This is a genomic window from Actinomycetospora sp. TBRC 11914 (assembly GCF_012933465.1).
Taxonomy (GTDB): domain Bacteria; phylum Actinomycetota; class Actinomycetes; order Mycobacteriales; family Pseudonocardiaceae; genus Actinomycetospora.
Window position 1 is genome coordinate 15,446 of record NZ_JABBND010000004.1, and the last position, 22,150, is coordinate 37,595.

Genomic DNA, 22,150 nt, shown 5'->3' on the forward strand with positions numbered 1-22,150 from the left:
GCGCACCCAGGCCGCGGCAGGGCGCGCGACGTCGCGCGCTAGCCTCGATCCGATGCCTCGTTCCGTGGAGACCCTGGTCGGCTGGGCGCGGACCGCCCCGAGCCGCGCGACCGTGCTGTCCGGCGACGAGGTGACCTCGGACGAGAGACTCGCCGAGACGCTCACGTCCGCGGGCGCCCGCGGCGTGATCGCCCGCGGCCTCGGGCGCTCCTACGGCGACACCGCCCAGAACGCCGGCGGCCTCGTCGTCGACATGACCGCGCGGGACCGCGTGCACGCGATCGACGCCGAGACCGGCCTGGTCGACCTCGACGCCGGCGTCTCGCTCGACCGCCTGATGCGCATCGCGCTGCCGTTCGGGCTGTGGGTGCCGGTGCTGCCCGGGACCCGCCAGGTCACCATCGGCGGCGCCATCGCCAACGACATCCACGGCAAGAACCACCACAGCGCGGGCAGCTTCGGCGACCACGTGGCCTCGATGGACCTGCTCACCGCGTCCGGGGACGTCCGCCGGCTCGAGCCGGACGGCCCGGAGTCGGAGCTGTTCTGGGCGACGGTGGGCGGCATCGGCCTGACCGGCATCATCCTGCGGGCCACGATCCGCATGACGAAGACCGAGACCGCCTACTTCGTCGCCGACACCGAGCGCACGGCGAACCTCGACGAGACCATCGAGCGCTTCTCCGACGGGTCCGACGAGGCCTACGACTACTCCTCGGCCTGGTTCGACTCCATCTCGACCGGCCCCAAGCTCGGCCGCGCGGCGCTGGGCCGCGGCTCGCTCGCCCGCCTCGACGAGCTGCCCGAGAAGCTGCGCCGCGACCCGCTCAAGTTCGACGCCCCGCAGCTCGCGACGCTGCCCGACGTCTTCCCCAACGGCCTGGCCAACAAGCTGACCTTCTCGGCGATCGGCGAGCTGTACTACCGCAAGACGAAGAACAAGCGGGGCCAGATCCAGAACCTCACGGCCTTCTACCACCCGCTGGACCTGTTCGGGGACTGGAACCGGGCCTACGGCTCGCAGGGCTTCCTGCAGTACCAGTTCATCGTGCCGCTGGCCGCCGAGGCCGAGTTCCGGGCGATCATCGCCGACATCGCCGCGTCGGGGCACGTCTCGTTCCTCAACGTCTTCAAGAAGTTCGGCGAGGGGAACCGCGCGCCGCTGTCGTTCCCGATGCCGGGCTGGAACATCTGCGTCGACTTCCCCATCGTCGACGGGCTCGGCCGGTTCTGCCGCGAGCTCGACGAGCGCGTCCTCGCCATGGGCGGGCGGCTCTACACCGCGAAGGACTCCCGCACCGACGCCGCGACGTTCGCGGCGATGTACCCGCGGCTCGACGAGTGGCGCAAGGTCCGCGACACGGTGGACCCGGACGGCGTGTTCGCCTCCGACATGGGTCGCCGCCTCGCCCTGACGTCCTGAGCTCGCGGCCTCCTGACCTGGGACTCCACCCAGAGCCTGACACCGACTGACAGGAACACCCCATGATCGACGCCGTCGGCCACCCGTCGTCCCTGCTGCTCCTCGGGGGCACCTCCGAGATCGGCCTGGCCATCGCCGAGCGCTACCTCGAGGGCGGCCCGCTGCGGATCGTGCTCGCCGGCCGCCAGTCGACCCGCCTCGCCGACGCCGCCGCCCGACTGTCCCGCGCTGGGGGCCACGTCGAGACCGTCGAGTTCGACGCCAAGGACGCCGCGGTGCACACCGAGGCGGTCCGCAAGGCGTTCGCCGGCGGGGACATCGACGTCGCCGTGGTCGCCTTCGGTCTGCTCGGCGACCAGGAGACGGCGTGGCAGGACATCGACGTCGCGGTGGAGCTCGCCGAGGTCAACTACGTGGCGGCGGTGTCGGTGGGCGTGGCGCTCGCGACGGAGTTCCGCCGCCAGGGCCACGGACGGATCCTGGCGCTCTCGAGCGTGGCCGGGGAGCGCGCCCGGCGCTCGAACTTCGTCTACGGCTCGACGAAGGCCGGGATGGACGCCTTCTACACCGGCCTCACCGAGGCGCTTCGGCCCGACGGCATCGGCGTCACGATCGTCCGCCCCGGCTTCGTGCACACGAAGATGACGACGGGCATGGACGCCGCACCGCTCTCGACGACGCCGGAGAAGGTCGCCGAGATCGCGGTGGACGCCGTCACCAAGGGCCACGAGCTGGTGTGGGCGCCGGCCCCGCTCCGCGCCGTCATGTCCGTGCTGCGCCACATCCCGCGCCCGATCTTCCGGCGCCTGCCCGTATAGGTGCGCTCCGCGCTCGTGAGCAGAAAGTGTCGCTATAGCAGCACTTTGTGCTCACGAGGCCGCAGGCCACCCAGCGCGCGGCGGCAGGGCTCCTCGACCCACCGGTACGCGAGGTGGGCCACCAGCACGGACCCGACGAGCACGTGCGGCACCGCCAGCGCCGCGAGCGAGCTGTTCGGCGCCAGCGCCGGGAACCGCGTCATCGCCACCACGGTGATCTCGATGAGCGGGAAGTGCACGAGGTAGATCGCGTAGGAGATCCGCCCGCCGTGCTGCAGCCTCGGGTGCGACAGGAACCGCACCACCCCGCCCCGCGCGAGGCACAGCGCCCCGAGCAGCAGCGGGAACATCGGCACCGCGAACCACAGCCGGTCCGCCGCCGGGATCGCCGCCGAGGCCGGGGCGGAGGCCGCCCAGTAGGCCACCAGCACGGTCTCGGCCACCACGCCGAGCACGATCCGCTGCGCCCAGAGCTCCACCCGCGGGGTGCGCTCGATCCGCGCCACGACCAGCCACGTCAGCATCCCCGCGGTGAACCCGCCGCCGATGCGCAGCGCCCACGCCCAGGCCCCCGTCTCGCCGGACTCCGCCGAGCCCAGCGACACCAGCGCGATCGGTGAGGCGGCCACGACGGCGAGCGCGCCCAGCACCGGCAGCGGCCAGTTCCGGATGCGCCACGCGCCGAGCACGAGCAGCGGGAAGCACAGGTAGGCCAGCCACTCGGCGCTGACCGACCACGCGGGCAGCACGAACGAGATCCCCTCGATGCCCCGCGAGTCCCACAGCTGGGTCATCGTCAGCTGGCGCAACCAGCCCCACGGTCCGAGGTCGGGCTGCGGGGACTGCCACGTCACCACCCCGTCGTGCCCGAACGCCAGGCGGGCGGCGCACCAGACCCCGAAGGCGACCGTGACCACGGCGTAGAGCGGCCAGACCCGGGCGACGCGCGCCCGCAGGAACGCCCAGACGCCGGCCGGCGTCGGGCGCTCGCCCAGGCGCGCCAGGTAGGCCCGGGTGAGCACGAGGCCCGAGAGCACGAAGAACAGGTCCACGCCGAGCGGCCCCGCGGCGACCAGCGGCGCGATCGGCGCGGTCCAGCGCGCGAACACGTCGCCGGGCACGTAGGAGGCGTGCAGGAGCAGCACCCACACCGCGGCGACGCAGCGCAGCCCGGTGAGCTGCGGGATGTCGCCCCGCGAGGTCCCGACGGCGGGTGTGCCCGGCCGCGGCTCCCGGGTGGGCGCGGCGACCGCCGGGGTCGGCGCGGTCCCGCGCGTGCGGGGCAGCGGCAGCACGGAGGGCGCCGAGGACAGCGCGGTCACGGTGGCACCCGACGGCGCCGCGGCGGGGACGGCCGCCAGCGGCGTCGTCGGCAGCCGCGTGAGGCCGGCGGCGCCCAGCGCGCCGTCCGGTCCGCGGCGACCGGTCCGTGTCGTGAGCGCGGTCAGCGTCCCCACGTGCTGCCTCCCCGACGGTCGTGGACTGGGCGACCCGGTCGGTGTGACCGCGCCGCTCGATGAAGGGAACGGCGCCGCGCGGCCCATTCCTGATACTCCGTTCAGTGGATCGACGGAGCGGGCCCCGGATAGCCGTCAGTACCTCGGGTCACGCCCGGCACGGTGGGTGACCGATCCGACCCGCCCACGCTCCTGGACCCCCTCGACGGGGCGGTCCGTCCTCCTCCCCGATGGAGTGCCGAGCCGCCCCGGCCGCGTCGTCACGACCCCGGTCACGGCCCGTGACTCCCGGACCCGGCCACGGGACCGGACGTGTGCCCGCCTACCGTGACCGGGTTGCCGCCGGAGGGGGAGGCGGCCGAGGAGGAACGTTGTCGTGACCAGGGGCCAGACCATGGCCGACCCGGGCCTGGGGCCCGAGTCGGCGCGCCCGGAACCGGCCGGGGATCACCCACACGGGGTCGACCCCCACTCGAGGCACCCCGACGTCTCGCTCCTCGCGGTCGGTGGTTTCGCCGTGGTCACCGCGGTCGCGACGCTCGCGGTGAACGCGGCCTACAACCAGGGCCACGTCGTCCCCCCGCTCGACGACGTCTACATCCACCTCCAGTACGCCCGCCAGCTCGGGCTCGGCGAGTTCCTGCGCTACCAGCCGGGTGCGCCGCCCACCACGGGCGCGAGCAGCCTGCTCTACGTCCTGCTGCTCGGCGTCGTGGCGGTCGTCGTGCCGTCGGGCCTGCTGCTCCACGCCGCGCTGGCCCTCGGGGTGGTGTGCTTCGCGGGCACCGTCGTGCTGGTCGCCCTGCTCGGCCGGGCACTGGCCTCGCGGCGCGCGGGCACCGTCGCGGCCGTCCTCACCGCGCTGTGCGGGCCGCTGCTGTGGGGCGCCACGAGCGGGATGGAGGTCGGCCTCGTCGCGCTGCTCGCGACGGCGACGCTCCTGGCGTTCGTCCGCGAGCAGCACGAGGGCCGCTTCCGGGTGCTCCCGTGGCTCGCCACCCTGCTGGTCCTGACGCGGCCCGAGGGGCTCGTCCTCGTCGTCGCGGTCCTGCTCGGGGTGGCGGCGACCCTGGTCGCGCGGCACCGGCGCGGCCTCGACCCCGCCGGCCGGCTCGTCCCGGTCGCGACGCGCTGCCTGGTGCCGCTGGCCGCGGCGCTCGGGCAGTTCCTGCTGTACCGGTTGCTCACCGGGTCGGCGGAGAACAGCGGGATCACCGCGAAGTCGTGGTTCTCCCGGTCGCTGGGGTCACCGCTCGAGGTCCTCGACCGCGTCGTCGCGACAGTGCAGACCGCCCTGCAGCTCGTCGGCGGGGTCGCGACGACGGAGGTCGCGGGCCCCGGTGTCGCCGTGCTCGTGGCGCTGGGGCTGGCCGCGCTCGCGCTGGGCCGCCCGCCGCGCCGGATCGTCGCGGGCGTGCTCGGCCTCGGGCTGGCCGGGGTGCTCCTCGCGGTCGCCACGCTGCAGACCGCGCTCTGGCAGGACGGGCGCTACCTGCAGCCCTTCCTGCCGGTCGTGGTGCTGCTCGCCGTCCTGGGGACCCGGGCCGTCGGGCGGGCCGCCGCCGACGCGCGCCGGGGCCGCGTGCTCACTGCGGGCATCGTCGCGGTGCTGCTCGCGTTCGGCCTCGTCTCGGCCCCGACCTGGGCGCTGCGCGGGGGTCAGCAGGCGTCGGGCATCCGCGAGTCCGCGGTGTCGGTGTCGCAGTGGCTGCACGGCCACACCCCGCCGACCGCGGTGGTCGGGGTCAACGACGCCGGGGCCGTCGCCTGGTTCTCCGGGCGGCGCGTGGTCGACCTCGTCGGCCTGACGACGCCGGGCCTGGCCCGCCCCGCCCTCGAGGGCTCGGGCGCGATGTACGAGGCGCTGGCCCACCTGCCGGTGGACCGGCGGCCGACGTACTTCTCGGTGTTCGACCACACCGAGCTGCTCCCGGTCGGCGAGCTCCAGGCAGCGCGGATCTTCGGCGATCGGCCGCTGGTCTCGTTCGACGCGAAGAGCCCCGACCGCGACCCCGGTCCCTTCGGCGGCATCTGCCAGACGACCGGCGACTGCCGGGTGATCAGCGTGTGGCGCGCGGACTGGTCGCACGTCGGCAGCGGCGACGCCCCCGACGCCCCGGTGCCCGGCCGCGTCGTCGACCACCTCAACGTCGGCGACCTCGCCGACGAGGCCGCCCACGGCTACGGCGTCGACCGCGCCCTCGTCGGGCTCGGCGACTCCACCGAGGTGCGCTCCCAGGCCGACCCCGGCGGGCGGGTGGTCGTCGACAGCGGGCGCCACGTCGTCGGCGGGGAGCACTTCGTGCTGCGCGGGCTCACCCCCGGGCGGCCGGTGACCCTGACGGCGCGGGTCGACGCCCGCGAGCCGGTGGCGGACCGCAACACCGAGGCCGGCGTCGTCGCCGTGGGCGCGGACGGCCACCGGGTCGGCGACTGGGCGTTCGCCACGGGCCCCGGGTCGTGGGCGCAGTCGTCGGTGACGATCCCCGGTCCGGACGTCAGGTCCGGCACGCTCGAGGTCACCCTCGGCCCCCGTCAGCCCTACCTGGCGCCCTACCCCGACTACCACTCGTTCGGCTACTGGGCGTCCCAGTAGGTGCGCTGCGCGCTCGTGAGCAGAAAATGTCGCTATAGCGACACTTTCTGCTCACGAGGCCGGAGGCCACCTCAGCGGTCCTGGTGCGGGATCCGTCCTGCCGTGCCGCCGTCGTCGGGGCCGCGGCGGGGCTGCGCCTGCTGGCGCAGCAGATCGCGGATCTCGGTGAGGAGCTCGACGTCCGTCGGCTCGGCCGGCCCGGCCTCCTCCCCGCGCTTGCGGCGGTCGGAGATGACCTTGAGCGGGTAGACGACGAGGAAGTAGATCACCGCGGCCGTGAGGACGAAGGTGATCACGGCGTTGATGAACGAGGCGTAGTCGAAGACCACGCCGTTGACCACGAACGAGCCCGCGAACTCGCCGCCGCCGGAGAGGAGCTGGATCAGCGGCTTGAGGAAGGCGTTGGTGGTGGCGGTGACCACCGCGGTGAACGCGGCGCCGACGACCACGGCGACGGCGAGGTCGACGACGTTCCCCCGGAGCAGGAAGTCCTTGAAGCCCTTCAGCACCGCGGTCCCCTCGCACCAGGTAGCTCAAGACGTCGGCGGATTCACCAGCCGATCCCGGCTGCACCGTAGGGCCCCCACCGACGACGACGCGCCCGCCACGCCGAGGGGGGAGCTGGCGTGACGGGCGCGTCGGCGGGGCCGGGTCGTGCAGGACCCGGGGCCTCTAGTTGGAGGCGGCGATCGGGTTGTGGCAGGACTTGGCGTTGGTGGCCGAGTTGCCCTTCTCCGCCTTCGAGAGCAGCGGGATGTCACCCGCGAGGTCCTGGACCGGGACCTGGACGCCGAGCGCGTTGACCGGGACGTCGTTGTTGCAGGCGTCGAGCGAGGTGTTCGGCGCGAAGTCGCTGGAGTTGATCAGGCCCTTCTGCACGGTCGCGCCGCTGTCGCCGTCGTGCGCGAACGCAGCACCCGTCATGCTGGTGAGTCCGGCGCCGATCAGCGACGTCGCCAGCACGGCCTTGCGGAAAGCTCCCACGATCATGTCCTCTCGATCTTTGGTCTTCGGGGGCGACCTGGTGATCGCGTGGCGCCACGTAATCAGAACGCGACGCACCGTGTCCGACATGGGGCCGAGTGGGCGGTGGGGCCGGCCCTCACCCGTTGGGGACCGCGCTACGTCGCGACGTTCCGTACCCGGATGACCTTTCCGTCACGTCATCCCGACACCACACACGATGATCACCCGGGCGAGGAGCGGGACCTGTCACGCTCCGCGTCGCAGGGTTTTCGCGACACCGTCACCTGCTGCGCCGAGAGGGGGACGAGGCGCGCCCAGTGGCGCCGGCCGTGTCGCGAGCCGGGAAGCGCCCCCGACGACCCGATAGCGTCCGCCGCGTGTCCACCGAGTCGGCCGCCGCGCCGCCGCGCACCCTCGGTCCGCTGGTCTCCTGGGCTGCCTGGGACTGGGGATCGGCCGCCTTCAACGCGGTCATCACGACCTTCGTCTTCACCGTCTACCTGACCTCCGGCGTCGCCGCCGACGAGGCCTCGGGGTCGTCCGCGCTGGCGAACACGATCGCCATCGCGGGAGTGCTCGTGGCGCTCACCGCGCCGGTCTACGGGCAGCGCAGCGACGCGTCGGGAGCCGAGCACGGCCGGCAGCGGCGCCTCGGCGCGCTCACCGCGGTGATCGTCGTCGCGACCGCCCTGATGTTCTTCGTGCAGGGCTCGCCGTCCTACCTGCTGCTCGGGCTGGTCCTCCTCGGGATCGGGACCTTCGCCTACGAGCTCGCGCAGGTGGAGTACAACGCGATGATCTACCGGCTGGCGCCGCCCGGACGCACCGGGTGGGTGTCCGGCGTCGGCTGGTCGGCGGGCTACCTCGGCGGGATCGTGCTGCTGATCGTCTGCCTCGTGCTGTTCATCGCGCCGATCGGGGTCATCACGTTCCCCTCGCCCGACCTCGGGCCGCGGGTGATCGCCCTCGTGTGCGCCGCGTGGTTCGCGGTCTTCGCGATCCCGGTGCTGCTGATGCGCTTCCCGTACCCGGCGCCTCCCGGCGACGCCGAGGCCGCGCGCGTCGGGTGGTTCGGTTCCTACGCGCTGCTGGTGCGCCGGCTCGTCGCGCTCGGGCACAGCGACCGCAACCTGCTCGGGTTCCTCGTCGCGAGCGCGGTCTACCGCGACGGGCTGACCGCGGTGTTCACCTTCGGGGGCGTCCTGGCGGCGGGCACCTTCGGGCTCAGCCAGACCGAGGTCATCTTCTTCGCGATCGCCGCCAACGTGGTCTCGGCGGTCGGGGCCGTGGTCGGAGGCCTGTTCGACGACCGCATCGGGCCGAAGCGGGTCGTGGTCGTCTCGCTGATCGCGCTCGTGATCGTGGCCGCGGCGCTGCTCCCCGCGTCGGGGAAGGCGGCCTTCTGGACGGGCGGCCTGGTGCTCTCGCTGTTCGTCGGCCCGGCCCAGGCGTGCTCCCGCAGCTACCTCGCCCGGCTCGTCCCCCCGGGGCGCGAGGGAGAGATCTTCGGTCTGTACGCGACGACGGGCCGGGCCGTCAGCTTCCTCGCTCCCGCCCTGTTCAGCCTGTTCATCACGCTGTTCGGCGAGCAGCGCTGGGGGATCGCGGGGATCGGGATCGTGCTGCTCGTGGGGCTCGGCGCGCTGCTGCCGGTGCGGCCGGTGCCGGGGCGGGTGGGGGCCGGCGCGGCGTCCGTCGAGGCGGCGCCGTCGGCGGACGCCGGCTGAGTAGCGCCGGCCGGCCGCGCCCGCGAGGGCACCGCAGGCAGGCCCGCGGGGCGCCAGAGCTGCCCCACGTGCTCCTGATCAGCCGAGACGGGCCGCGAGGAAGCGAATCAGCCGGGACGCCAGCTCGCCGACGAACGCCCAGAACACGGCGGCGATCAGCGAGTTCACGATCAGCATGACGGTCGGGTTCGCGGGGACGAACAGGTCGCGGAACCCCAGGATGACGATGTCCGCGACGGCACCGACGAACTGCGCGACGCCGTTGGCCGGGTTGACCCCGACCAGGACCAGCACGACGTTCACCACGAGCACCAGGGCGAACAGCAGCGCCAGCGTGCGCACCACCGTGGCCAGCACGTTGCCGGTGCGCCAGGCGAGCTCACCGACGTCGATCGACCGGTGCCGCTGGGAGCCCGACGGCCGCTCCGGCTCGGCCCAGGACGTGTCCCCCCGGCCCCGCTGCGCCGCCGACCCGTCGTCGGCGATCCGCTCGGTCTTCTGCTCGGCGGGGGCGGCCGTCTTCTCGGTCTTCTGCTCCGCCGGCTGCTCGTGCTTCTCGGTCTTCTGCTCGCTGGGGGCGGCCGACTTCTCGGTCTTCTGCTCCGCCGGCTGCTCGTGCTTCTCGGTGGGGTCCTCGGAGGGCGCCTGCGCCTCGGCAGCCGCGTTCCCGGTCGCCTCGTCGTTCGCGGCGTGCCGCCCCGTGCTCTCGCCGGACGCGGCGTCCTGGGCGGCGCTCTCGCCGCCGGCCGACGCCGTCTTCTCCTCGGTTCCCTGCTCCGCCATGCGCCGAATGATGCACCGCCGTGCGCCGTCACCCGACGGCGGGCGCGTTCGCCGGTCGGGAAATGCGTTGAACCCGGCCCGGCGGGTCCGCCACCGTGGGGCGGCCGTGAGGTGCGCAACGGACGAGGAGGAGGCCCCCGTGGACGCCGCCGAGCACACCCCCACCGTGGTGCGCCCCCGCCTGCCCCGCGCCGAGTTCGCCGACGCGCTGGCCGCGTGGCTGGAGGAGGGCCTCGCCGCGCGCGGCGACGGCGCGTCGCCCGTCGGCGCGGCCGTCGTCCTCGTCCCGGAGTACCTCCACGCGGGCGCCCCCCGCGTCCTCGCCGACCTCGCCGCCCGCGACTGGACCGGCACCGTCGTCGCCGTCGTCGGCTACGGCGGCTGCACCCGCGGCCGCCACGCGATCGAGGACGCCCGGGAGGTCCTCCGGGCGGCCGGCGCGGAGGTGCTCGGGGAGGCGCTGGGCATCGACGCCGCCCGGGTCCGCGCGACCGGCTTCGACGCCGCCGACGTGCTCCTGCGCGAGGCCCTCCTCGGTGCCCTCCGGGCTCGTGAGCAGAAACTGCCGCTATGACGACACTTTCTGCTCACGAGCGCGGGAGCGCACCTACCGGAAGCGCTCGAAGACCTGCTCGTCCCACGCCTCCCGGCTGACCAGCTCCGGCATGCCCTCGCGGTAGCGGCGACGCAGCGCCGGCCAGGCCCGCAGGACCTGCTGGTGCAGCGCGAGCGAGACCCGCAGCAGCTCCCAGAACTGCCGACGGTCGCGCTTGCGGTACGTCACGCCGGTGCCGTCGGAGGTGGAGACGGTGGCGCCGTCGAGGCGGGAGAGCAGGAACCAGGTGCCGTGCTCGGCCGGGACGTTGCGCTGCGGCCGGTCCCAGGCCGCCCGGTCGGCGGGGCGCAGTTGGTGGGCCAGGGCCCCGGCCAGCGCCTTGACCTGCGCGACCTTTCCGAGCGGCGGCTCCGGCCACAGCTGGGCGGCGAGCGCGCCGATCGGCGGCTCGGGGAGGTCGCGGGCGCTGGGGTGGACGGTGCCGTCGGGGTAGCGCGCGCGGGTGGCGCGGACGCTGCCGAGCGTGGTCGGCAGGGCCCCGAAGAGCGCCTTCGGGCCCGAGAGGAAGTCGCGCATCGCCATCTGGTGCAGCGCGATCGCCGAGTACTCGAGCAGGAAGAGGTGCCGCAGGGTGCGCTTGAGCGAGTCGAGCAGCATCGGCTTCGGGTCGTCGGGGCCGTGCAGGGCGGCGACGACGAGCCGGTTGCGCGCGTGGAAGTAGGCCTGCCAGTCCGAGCTGTCGTCCTTCTCGACGAAGCTCATGTGCCAGATCGCGACGCCGGGCACGGTCGCCGTCGGGAAGCCCGCCGCGCCGGCCCGCAGGCCGTACTCGCAGTCGTCCCACTTGATGAACAGCGGCAGCGGCTGGCCGACCTGCTCGGCGACGACGCGCGGGATCAGGCACATCCACCAGGCGTTGTAGTCGACGTCGGTGCGCCGGTGCATCCAGAGCGTCTCGCGCAGGGAGTCGACGGCGAAGTCGTGGTCGTCCTCGGTGTGCGGCGCGATCTGCCAGAAGAAGGTGTTCCGGTCGACCACCTCGCCCATGGCGTGCAGGTGCGACCGGGCCTGCAGGGACAGCATCTGCCCGCCGACCAGCATCGGGGCGCGGGCGAAGCGGGCGAACGCGAGCGCCCGCAGCACCGAGTCCGGCTCGAGGACGACGTCGTCGTCCATGAACAGGATGTGCTCGCAGTCGGTGTGCTCGAGCGCCTCGTACATGATCCGGCTGTAGCCGCCGGAGCCGCCGAGGTTGGGCTGGTCGACGATCCGGAGCCGGTCGCCGAGCAGCGCCGCGGCCTCGTCGTACCCCTCCTGGTCGCGGACCTTCGAGGTGCCCTGGTCGGGGATGACGACGGCGGTGAGCACGTCGCGCACCAGCGGGTCCTCGCCGAGGGCGCGCAGGGTGGCGACGCAGTCGGTGGGCCGGTTGAACGTCGGCATCCCGACGGTGACCGCGGCCCGCCCGGGCGCGGAGCGGTCGGCGTACCAGCCGCCGGAGACCAGGTCGAGGTGCTCGCTCTCGCTGGTGAGGTCGAACCAGATCCACCCGCCGTCCTCGAAGGGGCGCAGCGCGACGGGCACGTCGAGCGAGGTCTCGCCGGCGACGACCTCGCCGTGCACGTGGACCGGCACCCCGCGCGCGGTGGAGCGGTAGACGTCGACGCGGCCGGCGCCGGTCAGGTGCAGCCGCAGGTGGACGGCGTCGAGGATCGACCAGCGCCGCCAGTACGAGGCCGGGAAGGCGTTGAAGTAGGCCGCGAACGACGTCTCGGTGCCCGGCGGGATCCGCACGGCGGTGCGGGAGAGCACCTCGGCGTGCCGGCCGCCGGAGGACGCGAGGTGCAGCACGAAGTCGTCGGCCTCGGTGTTCACCGTGCCCGGGCGCTCGGCGGTGGGCGCGGCCGAGCGCAGCGACGTCGCGGTGCCCTCGTCGAGGTAGAGCGCACGCACCGTCGCCGGGTCGGCGGGCCGGGGCAGGATGATCCGCTGGAGGAGGGCGGACTCGGCGTCGCGCACCGTCAGCTCCACCGTCGACCGGCCCTCCCGCGTGCTCGTCATGGACCGACGGTAGCGCCCGTCGCCCCGCGCACCCGGCCGACCCCGCCGGGCTCGGCCGGACGGCGCAACCCGCCACCCTCGTGTGGAATGTCCGTTTCCTCCGGATCCGGTTTCGGGAAGATCAGGACTCCCGACCGGCTCTCCCCGAGGACGTGAGGCACCGATGACGCCACCGCCCGCTCCCGCCCCGTCCTGGTGGACCCGCCTCACCGGCCCGACGACCGGTCTGGTCGGGGACCTCGTCGGGCCCGCCGTCCGGGCGCTGGGCATCGCCCCGGGCCGGCGCAGCAGCGGCCGGGCCGGACGCACCCACGTGGAGGTGCGCGGGGTCGACGGCCCCGACGGGGCGGCGGCCCGCAAGGAGCTCGTCGAGGAGCTGCTCGCCCTGCCGGGCGTCGACGGGGCGGTGGTGAACGCGGTCCTGGGTCGGGTCGTCGTCGACCACACCGCCGAGGTCGAGCTCGCCCGCATCGTCGCGGTGATCGAGGAGGTCGAGCGCCGCCGCGGGCTCGAGCGGGCCGCGCCCGACACCCACGGCAGCCACCCCGCCGACGTCACGCCGTGGTCGCGGCAGGTCCTCGCCCTGGGCGTGGACCTGGCGGGGCTCGGGCTCGCCGGCGTCGAGCGCGTGCTCGGGCTGGTGCCGCTGACCCGGGCGATCCCGCCCCTGCTCACCGGCACCCTCTCGCTGCTCGACGCCGTCCCGTCCACCCGCGGCGCGGCGGAGCAGACGGCGGGCGGCGCGGCCACCGAGTCGTGGTTCTCGCTCGGCAGCTCGACGCTGCAGGCGCTCGGGCGCGGTCCGGTCGGCCTGGTGACCGACGCCTGCTACCGGGCGGCCCGGGCCGACGAGGCCGCCGCCCGGACCTCGGCGTGGACCGCGTGGGACACCGGGTCGCCGCTCGCGGCGCACGCCGCGGAGCCCGTCGGCACGCGGGACCGGCCGGGCACGCTGCCGCGCGGCCCGGTCGACCACGTCGGCGACCTCTCCGGCGCCGCCGCCGTCACCGCGTTCGGTGCCGCGGCGTCGCTCGTGCCCGAGCGGGCCGCGGCGGCGCTGCTCGCCGGCGTACCCAAGGCCGCCCGGTGGGGGCGGGAGGCCTACGCGGCGGCCGCGCACCGGGCGGTGGCGGACCTCGGGGTCGTCAGCATCGACCCGAGCGCGCTCCGCCGCGCCGACAGGGTCGACGTGGTGGTGCTCGGCGAGGAGCTGGCCGGGCCGCTCGAGGACGCGGCCGGCGCCGTCGGCCGGGTGGTCGTCGTCGAGGACGGGGCGACGGCCGATGCGGTGACACGGCTGCAGGCCGACGGGCACGGGGTCGCGCTGGTCTCGGCTGACGACGCCGAGGGGCTGGCGGCGGCGGACGTCGGGATCGGGATCGGGTCCGCGGTGCCGTGGAGCGCCGCCCTGCGCTGCGCCGACCCCGACCAGGCGCGGGCGGTGCTGGCCGCGGTCGCCGGGGCGCGGGCGGCGGCGTGGCGTGCCGCGGCGCTGGCCCTGGCCGGGTCGGCCGTGGGCGCGCCGATCGCCCTGACCACGGCGCTCGCCGGGCTCGCGGGGCGCACCAACACCCCGGTCACGCTGGCGGCGCTGGCCGCCATCGGGGTGAACACGTGGGCGGGGCGGACCTGCGTGCCGCGATCGTGAGGGGAGGATCCGCTCGCTCTAGTGGTACGAGGGTTCCCCTCGCGCAGGAGACCCGACGGCGGCACGGCGGCGAGTACCCGCCCGGGTCCTCGGTGATCACTGCTGCGGGCAGGGCGCCCCGGGCGGTCCGATGCCGAGGCGGGCGGCGATCCAGGGCAGCGAGTCGGCGAAGCCGGCCGAGAACACGTCGAACGTGTGCGCGCCGCCGGGGATGACCCGCGAGCACGTCGCGATCCCGGCCCGCCGCGCCGCCGGGACCAGTGCCGCCTGGGCGGCGGCCGGCTCCGGGTCCGCGTCGCCGACCTCGAACCAGCTCCCGAGCCGGGGGAAGCGCTCCCGGGCCAGCAGGTCGGCCGGCTCGTGGGCCGCGAACTGCGCGGTCGACCCGCCGAAGAGGCCGGCGATCGTCGACGCGGTGTCGGCGTTGGTGTCACCGAGGCGGGGGCCGGCGAGGCCGCCGTAGTCGCCGACCGTCCCGAAGAGCGTCGGGTGGCGCAGCGCCAGCATCAGCGCGCACGAGCCGCCCTCGGAGAAGCCCGCCACCGCCCAGCCCGGGCCCGGGGGCACCGTCCGGAACGTGTCCACGACGAAGCGCGGGACGTCCACCGTCAGCGCCGTCTCGACCCGGCCGACCGGCGAGTCGACGCACTCCGAGTCCGCCTCGAGCGAGCCGTTGACGTCGGGCGCGACCAGGATCGGCGCGACCCCCCGGTGGGCGGCCGCCCACGCGTCCGCGGTGGCGGTGGCCTGTCCGGCGCCGAACCAGACGTCCGGCCCGCCCGGTGTGCCGTGCAGCAGCACGACGACGGGCAGCCGCGGCCGGGGACGCCGGAACCACGCGGGCGGGACGTAGACCAGGGCGGGCCGGGCGACGAAGCCCGACACCGTCATGGGGACGACCAGGGGCGCGACGACGCCGGCCGCGGGCATCGCGGTGCGGCGTACCAGGGTGGCCAGCGGCACCTCGTCGGGTGGGATCCGCCCGAGCGCCTGGCCGAGTGTCCGGTCGAAGTCGACGTAGGTGTTGATCCCCGCGGCGAGGTTGAGCAGCACCAGGACGAGCGCGACGAGGCCCGTCACCAGCCGGGTCGGCCAGCCCCGACGGCGGATCGCGAGGACCAGCAGCGCCAGCGCCGCCAGGCCGGCCACCCCGAGGCCGGTGAGGAACGACCACTCGGTGATCGGGAGGTCGGCGACGCGCCGCGGGAGACCGGGCAGCCCGGCGAACCCCGGCACCGCCTCAGCCCTCGAGCGGGTCGGCCCCGTCGAAGTCCGTGCCCTCGGTGAACCACGGGGCGATGCGGTTGTCGAACATCGTCAGCGCGGACCCGATGGCCATGTGCATGTCGAGGTACTTGTACGTCCCGAGCCGGCCGCCGAAGAGCACCTTCCGGTTCGTCGCCTCCTTGCGGGCGAGCTCCCGGTAGCGCTCGAGCTTCGCGCGGTCGGAGGGGGTGTTGATCGGGTAGTACGGCTCGTCGCCGGACTCGGCGAAGCGGGAGTACTCCCGGACGATGACCGTCCTGTCGGTCGGGTACGTCTTGCGCTCGGGGTGGAAGTGCCGGAACTCGTGGATGCGGGTGAACGGCACGTCGCGGTCGGCGTAGTTCATCACCGGGGTGCCCTGGAAGTCGCCGGTCGTGGTGACGACCTCGGGCTCGAAGTCCAGGGTCCGCCAGCCGAGCTCGCCCTCGCAGAAGTCGAAGTAGCGGTCGAGCGGGCCGGTGTAGACCGTCGGGACGTCGTCACCGAGGGAGTCCCGGATGTCGAACCAGTCGGTGTCGAGCCGCACCTCGATGTTCGGGTGGTCGGCCATCCGCTCGAGCCAGGCGGTGTAGCCGTCGACCGGCAGGCCCTCGTAGGTGTCGTTGAAGTACCGGTTGTCGAAGGTGTAGCGCACCGGGAGGCGGCTGACGATCGACGCCGGGAGGTTCTTCGGGTCGGTCTGCCACTGCTTGGCCGTGTAGCCCTCGAAGAACGCCTCGTAGAGCGGCCGGCCGACGAGCGCGACGCCCTTCTCCTCGAAGTTCTGCGCGTCGTCCACGTCGATCTCGGCGGCGTGCTCGGCGACCCACGCGCGGGCCTCGTCCGGGGACATCGCCTTCCCGGCGAACTCGCAGATCGTCGCGAGGTTCACGGGCAGCGGGTACACGCGGCCGCGGAAGATCGTGAAGACGCGGTGCTGGTAGCCGGTGAAGTCGGTGAACCGGTTGACGTACTCCCACACCCGCTCGTTCGAGGTGTGGAACAGGTGCGCGCCGTAGCGGTGCACCTCGATGCCCGTCTCGGGGTCGGGCTCGGAGTACGCGTTGCCGCCGAGGTGCGCGCGGCGTTCGACGACGAGGACGCGCTTGTCCAGCTGCGTCGCGGCGCGTTCGGCGATCGTCAGGCCGAAGAAGCCCGAGCCGACGACGACCAGATCCGGCTGGCTCATGGCGACGACGGTAGCCCGCGACGTACGCGGGTACGCCGGGGGCATGCCGACCGTGACCCGTACCGTCACCACCCCCGCGCCGCTCGACGTCGTCCGGGACTACCTGCGCGACTTCGCGAACGCGACCGAGTGGGACGCGGGGACGATCTCCTGCGAGCCGGTCGACCCCACGACGCCGGTCGGGGTCGGCAAGCAGTGGACCAACGTCTCGGAGTTCCGCGGCCGGGAGACGACGCTCACCTACACCCTCGAGGCCGACGAACCCACCCGGCTGCGGATCGTCGGGCGGAACAAGACGGTGACCAGCGAGGACGAGATGACCTTGACCGGCGCCGACGGCGGCGGGACGCAGGTGAGCTACACGGCCACGTTCACCTTCCACGGCGTCGCGAAGCTCGCGACGCCGCTGCTCGTGCCCGCCCTCGGCGGGCTGGCCGACGACGCCGAGCGCTCGCTGCACGACGCCCTGCAGAAGGTGGCCGAGCGCTCCTGAGCGGGCTCGGCATGATGAAGGTCCCTCGAGCTTGATCGTCTGGGGCGGAGTGGCACCCACCCGGGCCGTGGCGCCGACGCCTCAGCCCGGAATCAGCGCCAGGGGTAGGGGGTCGGCTCCTGGCTGGCAGCTGGGCACTGCGCTCTCGCGGAGACGGACGTAGACCGAGGTCACGTAGTAGCCGTCGTGCAGGCGAAGCCAGGTCCGGGTGTAGCCGCGGGACATCGCGACGGGAGCAACTGCGTCACCGCCTTCGGCGCAGTCCACCAGTACCGGCGTTCCGTCCGGCACGATGCGCCCTGTTCCCGTCAGGGGACCCTTCGAGGGCGAATTCCGTTCTGTGAGTCCGTTCGGTCCGGCTCCCTCGACTACTGCGGGCAGGCCCGACTCGACCACCGGCGGAGGCGGAGGCGGGACGGCTCGGAAGGCCCAGAACGCCCAGAGGATCACTGCGAGCACGCCTGCTATCGCCAACGAGATGGCGAGATGGCGGTGGCGTCCGAGCCACGTCGTACTCTCAGTGGGCGGAAGCTGGATCGGGCCGGTGGGGGCCTCGTCTCGCGCATGGCCATCGTCGTCGCCGAGCGCACAGGACGAGTACGGTCTGAATCCGGCCTCGGTGACGGTGAAGGTCGGCTCGGGCTCCGTCTCGGTCTCCGACTTCGATTCCGATTCGGATACGCGGTCGGGCTCGATGTCCGCTGGGTCGACCTCGGGACCAGTCGGAGCAGCCACCGGCACGGCCGAGTCTACTGTAGCGGCGTCCCAGAAATGACCGTGACGATCCTTGAAGTCGGCGGCATCGGCACCGGCGCAGAGCAGCAGTTCTTCGATTCGTTCCCAGCGAGCCGGCATCTTCTTGGGGTCGTTCAGGTACTGGCTGACGCGACCCTGACTGAGGTTCATGCTGTGTGCCAGCTCGCGCTGTTTCATCCCGGTACGGGCCATACCTCCACGGACGGCGGCCGCCAGTGCAGCATGGACTTCTTCGCGGCCCGCCCCTCCAGCGGTGACATGAGGATCGTTTACCGGGTCGGAAGCCTCCTCGTTGACCACCGTGTCTCCCCCTGGCACCGTCTCGTCCTTCCGTCTCAACCCTGGCCACCCGGCCCCGGTACAGGTATCGCCACGACCCTGGTCCCGTTACCCCACTAGGTAAACTCGCAGCTCAGATCGGGTATCGACGGGGAGGCACCTGGCCCGGCGGCGGGGCCGGACCAGTAATCGAAATTGAGGCAAGAAAGCACTGGAATTACCGCGCGGCACTGTGGCCACATTTCTCCTCAGCAGCCCGGGACCACAACCCGGCGAACCACCTGGCGAGGAGACATCCCATGAAGCGCACTCCAGCTCGACGTAGCAACATCGCAGGAACTCTGCGTCGATTCCTCACGACCGCCGTCATCGGCTTCTTCGTACTCCTGGGACTTTCCCTGTACGGGAGCGGTGTCGCGTCCGCACAGACCGGCAGCAGCTTCGCGGGATGCCCGCAGCTCAACGAGGGCGATCGGGGACCGTGCGTGGAGAAGCTCCAGACCGAACTCAACGCCGTCCACCCCTACCACTTGGAAGTCGATGGGATTTTCGGGAAGAACACCCGCATCGCGCTCCTCGACTTCCAGGGCCGGAACCATCGAACGCAGCCCTATCTGGGGGCCGACGGCCGCTTCGGCCCGGCAACGGCGAAGGAGCTCCAGTCTCAGTACGACCAGGTCACCAATAAGTCGGAGCCACCGACTCCTGGCGGTACCGGTGATCCACGCTCGGAGCCGCCCGCGAACCCGCCGGCGGCGGACCCTGCGCAGAAGCCGAACCCGCCGCGCAACCTCAACGGAAAGAACCCGAAGAGCAAGGAGGCGACGGCAGCGCACTGCGGCGACGACGCCTACACAGTGCAGTCCACGCCGATCATCGTCGAACGTCAGCGCACCACCGCCGAGCAGCAGAGCAGCAGCACGAACATCGGCGTCGACCTGGGCAAGAAGAAGAGTGTCGGGATCGGAACCGACGACAGCCAGAGCAAGCAGCTCGCGACGGTCGAGGTCGACGCCGGCACGCTCGAGGTCCGTTACAGCCCCTCCTGCGGCGTGGTGTGGGCTCGGGCCAGCACGGAGGAGACGACGGCACTCAGCGCCGTCGCAATCACCGACGGGCATCACCCGAAGAGCCAGCCGACTCGCCCCCGCGCTCCCGGCAGCTCGGTCCCGGCTGCCGTGTACTTCTCGCCGATGATCTCGGTCTCGCCGAGCGATCGTGTGCAGGCGAACATGACCGACGACGGCAAGGCCGGGGCCAAGTTGGCGGCCGACAAGCCTCACGGCACCGAGTACGTCGTCCTCAGTGCGGTCCCGGCTCCGAAGTAGGCCGGTCGGCCGCCCGCTCCCGGAAAGGCGCGCGTCGTCCCGGCCGGGGCAAGCGAGGCAGGGCGGGCGGCGAGTCGAGCGCGTGGGCTCGCCGCCCCCTTCGGCCCCGCCGGGATGAGGTCGATCAGATCTCGAGGTAGGTGGTCGGCGATCGTCGGTGTCCGCCGCAGCCGCTCCAGCCTCAGGCCGTCGGGACTCGACGGTCAGGAGACCTGGGCCCGGGTGTTCCCGATCTTGGCGCTCTCGATCGTGTACTGGGCCTGCTGGGTGATCGCCGAGTCCCGGTAGATCCCCATCTTCCAGTACGACGCCAGCGAATCGGTCGACGCGACGGTGGTCGGGTAGAGCGTCCCGCCGGCGGGCCGGTACCCGGAGATCACGGCGGTCCCGTTGCGCCAGACGTCGACGACCCCCTGGGCGGGATCCCGCGAGAAGAGCACGTGGATGACCAGGTCGGTCCGCTGGCCGGTCGTGGCGGGTCCGATGACCTGGCTGAACGTCCTCGGGCCGGCCGGGTGGCCGTAGCCGCCCTCGAGGTTCACCGTGCCCTTCCCGACGGTGACCTCCAGCGGCGGCGAGCCGTCGCCCTCGTTCTTCCACTGGGTGATCACCTGCCAGGACGTCACCTGCGTCGGGAACGAGGCCGGCAGGTAGAACGAGAACCGGAACCAGCGGTCCTGGCCCTCGGTGAACTCCGCCGTGGTCGGCACGACCTCGGTGCGGGTGCCTCCGCCCGGCATGGTGAACAGCGCCGCCTCGGCGCCCGCGGTCACGGGCGAGGAGATGATCGACGGCCCGTCGGCGCCCACGTAGTTCCAGGGCGCGTCGTCGAACTTCCCGAACCCCGAGCCGGTGAAGTCGGAGCTCCAGGTCTGCGCGGTCTGCGTCGGCATGCTCGTCGTGGTGGTCGGGACCGTGGTGGTCGGCGTCGTGGTGGTCGGCTTCGGCGTCGTGGTGGTCGGCGTCGTGGTCGTGGTCGTGGTCGTGGTCGTGGTCGTGGGCTTCGGCGTGGTCGTCGGCGGCTTCGTGGTGGTCGTCGGGGGCTTCGTGGTGGTCGTCGGGGCCGGCGTCGTCGTGGTCGGGCCCGTCGTCGTGGAGACGGCCGGCAGCGTCCAGTGCTGGGCCGCCACGTTCGCACAGGTGGCGACGACGACGGCGACCCTGGCGTAGATCTGGTTGCCCAGCGGCGCGAGGCAGGTCCCCGAGCGCTGGTTCTGCACGTAGCCCGCGGCGTAGAGCGTCCAGCGCTGCGAGGTCGACGTCGTGGAGCAGGCGGCGAGGACGACGCGGGTGTTCGCGGCGGTCGCCCCGTTCAGGAGGTCCGCGCAGCGGCCCTGGACGCGCAGCGTGCCGTCGGAGTACCGCGACCACTGCTGGCCAACGCCGGTGCCGCAGCTGTTGAGCTGCAGCGGGTTGTTCGCCGTCGTCGCGTTGTTCGCGTTCTCCAGGCACCCGCCGCCGGCGTTGCTGATCCGCCCGGTGACGACGGCGGCGTCGGCCCGCCCGGGGCCGATCCCGGTGGCGAGCACGCCGACGACGAGGGCGATCGCCGCCAGCGCCGACGCCGCGGCCGCTCTGCGACGATGGCGGAGCCCCCGACCGTCCATGATCCTGCTGCCCCTCACGACGCCCCCTCGGTCGTTCGACCTGTCACTCGGGGTTCGCCCGTACAGAGCAGTGAGTTAGCGCAGAATCCGTACACGACCAGGTGATCACCGGCGCGTCACGGTGACGTGACGACCCGAGAGAGGACATCGCCATGCGCCGCCCGGTCGCGCTGGTCGCCGCCGCGCTCCCTCCGCTGCTGCTCGCGGGCCTGGGCACGACCCATCCGCTGATGCTCACGCCGGAGTCCGCGCCCTGGTGGCGTGACCTGCACGTGATCGGGCTGCTGCTCTTCCCGCTGCTCGCCCTCAGCCCCTGGGTCGTGGTCCGTGGTCGCGGCCGGCTGGTCGAGGCCGTCGTCGTCGTGCTCGGCTTCGTCTTCGCATGCTGCTATACCGCGCTCGACGTCCTCGCCGGCATCGGCGCCGGACAGGAGACCGTGGTGGTGGGGCCGGGGCCGTGGGTGCCGGCGCTGTTCGGGATGGCCGACCGGCTCGCGCTCCCGGGGGTGTACGCCTACCTGGCGAGCGCGGTGCTCGGCGGGGCGACGGCCGTCGTCGTGAGCCGGGGCGCGGTGGCGCGCACCGCCGCCGTCGTCGGGACGGTCCTGGTCGTCGGGGGCGCGTGGTCGTTCCTGACCAGCCACATCTACCCGCCGGTCGGGGTCGCGACGATGCTGGTGCTCGCGCTCGGGTGGACGACGCTCGCGGCGGCCGTCCCCCCGGCCGTCAGCTCGACGCCGCCCCGGCCGTCGCGGCGGCGGCAGCCTGCTCCCACATGAGCAGGACGACGGCGAGCACGAACACCGCGAGCGGGGTGGGTATGCCGGGCAGCTGCGCCTCGGCGTCCCCGCGCCAGGTGCCGGTGCGCCGGATGCCGCCGAGGGCGGTCGACGCGTCGGGGTCGGGGACCCACTCCTGGTCGGACTTCCACACCGAGCGGCGGCGGAAGTGGTACTCGCCCTCCGGCGTGGTCACCGACCAGTGCTTGCGCCCGATCCGGTCGGCGTGGGCGATCTCGGTGTCCCCACGGCTGAGCGCGTAGTGGCTGCCGGTCCAGGTGGAGCGGACCTCGTAGGCCGTGCCGTCGAGGGTGTACTCGACCCCGGAGCGCCACCCCTTCTTCTCGAGCACCAGCAGCGGCGCGCCGTCCTCCCGGACCTCCCAGCGGGGCCGGAACGACGAGACCCGGTGCGCCTCCAGCATGTCCGGATCGAACCA

Annotated in this window: 19 protein-coding genes; 9 read left to right on the plus strand and 10 right to left on the minus strand. The window is 73.4% G+C overall.

The features are described 5' to 3' along the window. The first annotated feature begins 52 nt into the window (after positions 1 to 52). Together HH311_RS09655 and HH311_RS09660 are read left to right on the plus strand one after the other, a co-directional pair. Positions 53 to 1,423 carry an FAD-binding oxidoreductase gene (locus HH311_RS09655; protein WP_169183444.1) on the plus strand — a complete coding sequence of 457 codons (1,371 nt, stop codon included), beginning with the start codon at positions 53 to 55 and terminating at the stop codon, positions 1,421 to 1,423. Positions 1,424 to 1,485: 62 nt separating this feature from the next. Next, on the plus strand, positions 1,486 to 2,241 hold the full coding sequence (locus tag HH311_RS09660; protein WP_169183445.1) for a decaprenylphospho-beta-D-erythro-pentofuranosid-2-ulose 2-reductase: 756 nt from the start codon (positions 1,486 to 1,488) through the stop codon (positions 2,239 to 2,241). Positions 2,242 to 2,273: 32 nt separating this feature from the next. Here the strand turns inward: HH311_RS09660 and HH311_RS09665 are convergent, their stop codons facing one another. After that, a complete protein-coding gene (locus HH311_RS09665; RefSeq protein WP_169183446.1) occupies positions 2,274 to 3,698 on the minus strand; it encodes an acyltransferase in 1,425 nt (474 codons plus the stop codon). Between the two features lie 376 nt (positions 3,699 to 4,074). Between HH311_RS09665 and HH311_RS09670 the strand changes: the two genes are divergently transcribed. Beyond that, positions 4,075 to 6,294: a hypothetical protein gene (locus HH311_RS09670; protein WP_169183447.1), complete on the plus strand. Its 2,220-nt coding sequence runs from the start codon at positions 4,075 to 4,077 to the stop codon at positions 6,292 to 6,294. 71 nt (positions 6,295 to 6,365) lie between these two features. On the opposite strand, the gene mscL is transcribed toward HH311_RS09670, so the two are convergent. Both mscL and HH311_RS09680 read right to left on the minus strand, forming a co-directional pair. Next, on the minus strand, positions 6,366 to 6,803 hold the full coding sequence (gene mscL / locus HH311_RS09675; RefSeq protein WP_169183448.1) for a large conductance mechanosensitive channel protein MscL: 438 nt from the start codon (positions 6,801 to 6,803) through the stop codon (positions 6,366 to 6,368). Between the two features lie 163 nt (positions 6,804 to 6,966). After that, complete coding sequence (locus HH311_RS09680) at positions 6,967 to 7,284, minus strand: hypothetical protein (protein ID WP_169183449.1); 318 nt, start codon at positions 7,282 to 7,284, stop codon at positions 6,967 to 6,969. A gap of 353 nt (positions 7,285 to 7,637) precedes the next feature. Between HH311_RS09680 and HH311_RS09685 the strand changes: the two genes are divergently transcribed. Then, entirely contained in the window at positions 7,638 to 8,987 is a 1,350-nt protein-coding gene (locus tag HH311_RS09685) for an MFS transporter (protein ID WP_312030046.1), read from the plus strand. 78 nt (positions 8,988 to 9,065) lie between these two features. Here HH311_RS09685 and HH311_RS09690 read toward each other — a convergent pair whose 3' ends face one another. Next, positions 9,066 to 9,770 (minus strand): hypothetical protein, encoded by a 705-nt coding sequence (locus tag HH311_RS09690; protein ID WP_169183450.1) that lies wholly within the window; start codon positions 9,768 to 9,770, stop codon positions 9,066 to 9,068. A gap of 139 nt (positions 9,771 to 9,909) precedes the next feature. Between HH311_RS09690 and HH311_RS09695 the strand changes: the two genes are divergently transcribed. Further along, a complete protein-coding gene (locus tag HH311_RS09695) occupies positions 9,910 to 10,344 on the plus strand; it encodes a hypothetical protein (protein ID WP_169183451.1) in 435 nt (144 codons plus the stop codon). 33 nt (positions 10,345 to 10,377) lie between these two features. Here the strand turns inward: HH311_RS09695 and HH311_RS09700 are convergent, their stop codons facing one another. Further along, positions 10,378 to 12,387, minus strand: coding sequence for a glycosyltransferase (locus HH311_RS09700; protein ID WP_211190054.1), 2,010 nt, complete (start codon positions 12,385 to 12,387; stop codon positions 10,378 to 10,380). Positions 12,388 to 12,550: 163 nt separating this feature from the next. On the opposite strand from HH311_RS09700, the gene HH311_RS09705 reads away from it, so the two are divergent. Continuing rightward, a complete protein-coding gene (locus HH311_RS09705; protein ID WP_169183452.1) occupies positions 12,551 to 14,035 on the plus strand; it encodes a hypothetical protein in 1,485 nt (494 codons plus the stop codon). Between the two features lie 96 nt (positions 14,036 to 14,131). Here the strand turns inward: HH311_RS09705 and HH311_RS09710 are convergent, their stop codons facing one another. Further along, the gene (locus HH311_RS09710; protein ID WP_169183453.1) at positions 14,132 to 15,271 is read right to left on the minus strand and encodes an alpha/beta hydrolase family protein; all 1,140 of its coding nucleotides are present in this window, start codon (positions 15,269 to 15,271) and stop codon (positions 14,132 to 14,134) included. Between the two features lie 4 nt (positions 15,272 to 15,275). Beyond that, positions 15,276 to 16,469, minus strand: a complete 1,194-nt coding sequence (gene glf, locus HH311_RS09715) for a UDP-galactopyranose mutase (protein WP_169183454.1) — start codon at positions 16,467 to 16,469, stop codon at positions 15,276 to 15,278. A 43-nt stretch (positions 16,470 to 16,512) separates the two neighbouring features. Here glf and HH311_RS09720 point away from each other — a divergent pair, with 43 nt between their 5' ends. Next, entirely contained in the window at positions 16,513 to 16,962 is a 450-nt protein-coding gene (locus HH311_RS09720; RefSeq protein WP_169183455.1) for an SRPBCC family protein, read from the plus strand. Positions 16,963 to 17,043: 81 nt separating this feature from the next. Here the strand turns inward: HH311_RS09720 and HH311_RS09725 are convergent, their stop codons facing one another. Beyond that, on the minus strand, positions 17,044 to 18,018 hold the full coding sequence (locus tag HH311_RS09725; RefSeq protein WP_169183456.1) for a helix-turn-helix transcriptional regulator: 975 nt from the start codon (positions 18,016 to 18,018) through the stop codon (positions 17,044 to 17,046). 278 nt (positions 18,019 to 18,296) lie between these two features. Here HH311_RS09725 and HH311_RS09730 point away from each other — a divergent pair, with 278 nt between their 5' ends. Next, positions 18,297 to 19,325: a peptidoglycan-binding protein gene (locus tag HH311_RS09730; RefSeq protein WP_169183457.1), complete on the plus strand. Its 1,029-nt coding sequence runs from the start codon at positions 18,297 to 18,299 to the stop codon at positions 19,323 to 19,325. Between the two features lie 203 nt (positions 19,326 to 19,528). On the opposite strand, the gene HH311_RS09735 is transcribed toward HH311_RS09730, so the two are convergent. After that, entirely contained in the window at positions 19,529 to 20,950 is a 1,422-nt protein-coding gene (locus HH311_RS09735; RefSeq protein WP_312030047.1) for a heparin lyase I family protein, read from the minus strand. A 134-nt stretch (positions 20,951 to 21,084) separates the two neighbouring features. On the opposite strand from HH311_RS09735, the gene HH311_RS09740 reads away from it, so the two are divergent. After that, positions 21,085 to 21,711: a hypothetical protein gene (locus HH311_RS09740; protein WP_169183458.1), complete on the plus strand. Its 627-nt coding sequence runs from the start codon at positions 21,085 to 21,087 to the stop codon at positions 21,709 to 21,711. Here the strand turns inward: HH311_RS09740 and HH311_RS09745 are convergent. Continuing rightward, a complete protein-coding gene (locus tag HH311_RS09745; RefSeq protein WP_169183459.1) occupies positions 21,659 to 22,135 on the minus strand; it encodes a hypothetical protein in 477 nt (158 codons plus the stop codon). The genes HH311_RS09740 and HH311_RS09745 overlap by 53 nt on opposite strands. Between the last annotated feature and the right edge of the window lie 15 nt (positions 22,136 to 22,150).

Coding starts and splice junctions, on each gene's coding strand:
- HH311_RS09655 (WP_169183444.1), top strand. CDS start 53: ATGCCTCGTTCCGTGGAGACCCTGGTCGGCTGGGCGCGGACCGCCCCG.
- HH311_RS09660 (WP_169183445.1), top strand. CDS start 1,486: ATGATCGACGCCGTCGGCCACCCGTCGTCCCTGCTGCTCCTCGGGGGC.
- HH311_RS09680 (WP_169183449.1), bottom strand. CDS start 7,284: ATGATCGTGGGAGCTTTCCGCAAGGCCGTGCTGGCGACGTCGCTGATC.
- HH311_RS09690 (WP_169183450.1), bottom strand. CDS start 9,770: ATGGCGGAGCAGGGAACCGAGGAGAAGACGGCGTCGGCCGGCGGCGAG.
- HH311_RS09700 (WP_211190054.1), bottom strand. CDS start 12,387: ATGACGAGCACGCGGGAGGGCCGGTCGACGGTGGAGCTGACGGTGCGC.
- HH311_RS09705 (WP_169183452.1), top strand. CDS start 12,551: ATGACGCCACCGCCCGCTCCCGCCCCGTCCTGGTGGACCCGCCTCACC.
- glf (WP_169183454.1), bottom strand. CDS start 16,469: ATGAGCCAGCCGGATCTGGTCGTCGTCGGCTCGGGCTTCTTCGGCCTG.
- HH311_RS09720 (WP_169183455.1), top strand. CDS start 16,513: ATGCCGACCGTGACCCGTACCGTCACCACCCCCGCGCCGCTCGACGTC.
- HH311_RS09730 (WP_169183457.1), top strand. CDS start 18,297: ATGAAGCGCACTCCAGCTCGACGTAGCAACATCGCAGGAACTCTGCGT.
- HH311_RS09740 (WP_169183458.1), top strand. CDS start 21,085: ATGCGCCGCCCGGTCGCGCTGGTCGCCGCCGCGCTCCCTCCGCTGCTG.
- HH311_RS09745 (WP_169183459.1), bottom strand. CDS start 22,135: ATGCTGGAGGCGCACCGGGTCTCGTCGTTCCGGCCCCGCTGGGAGGTC.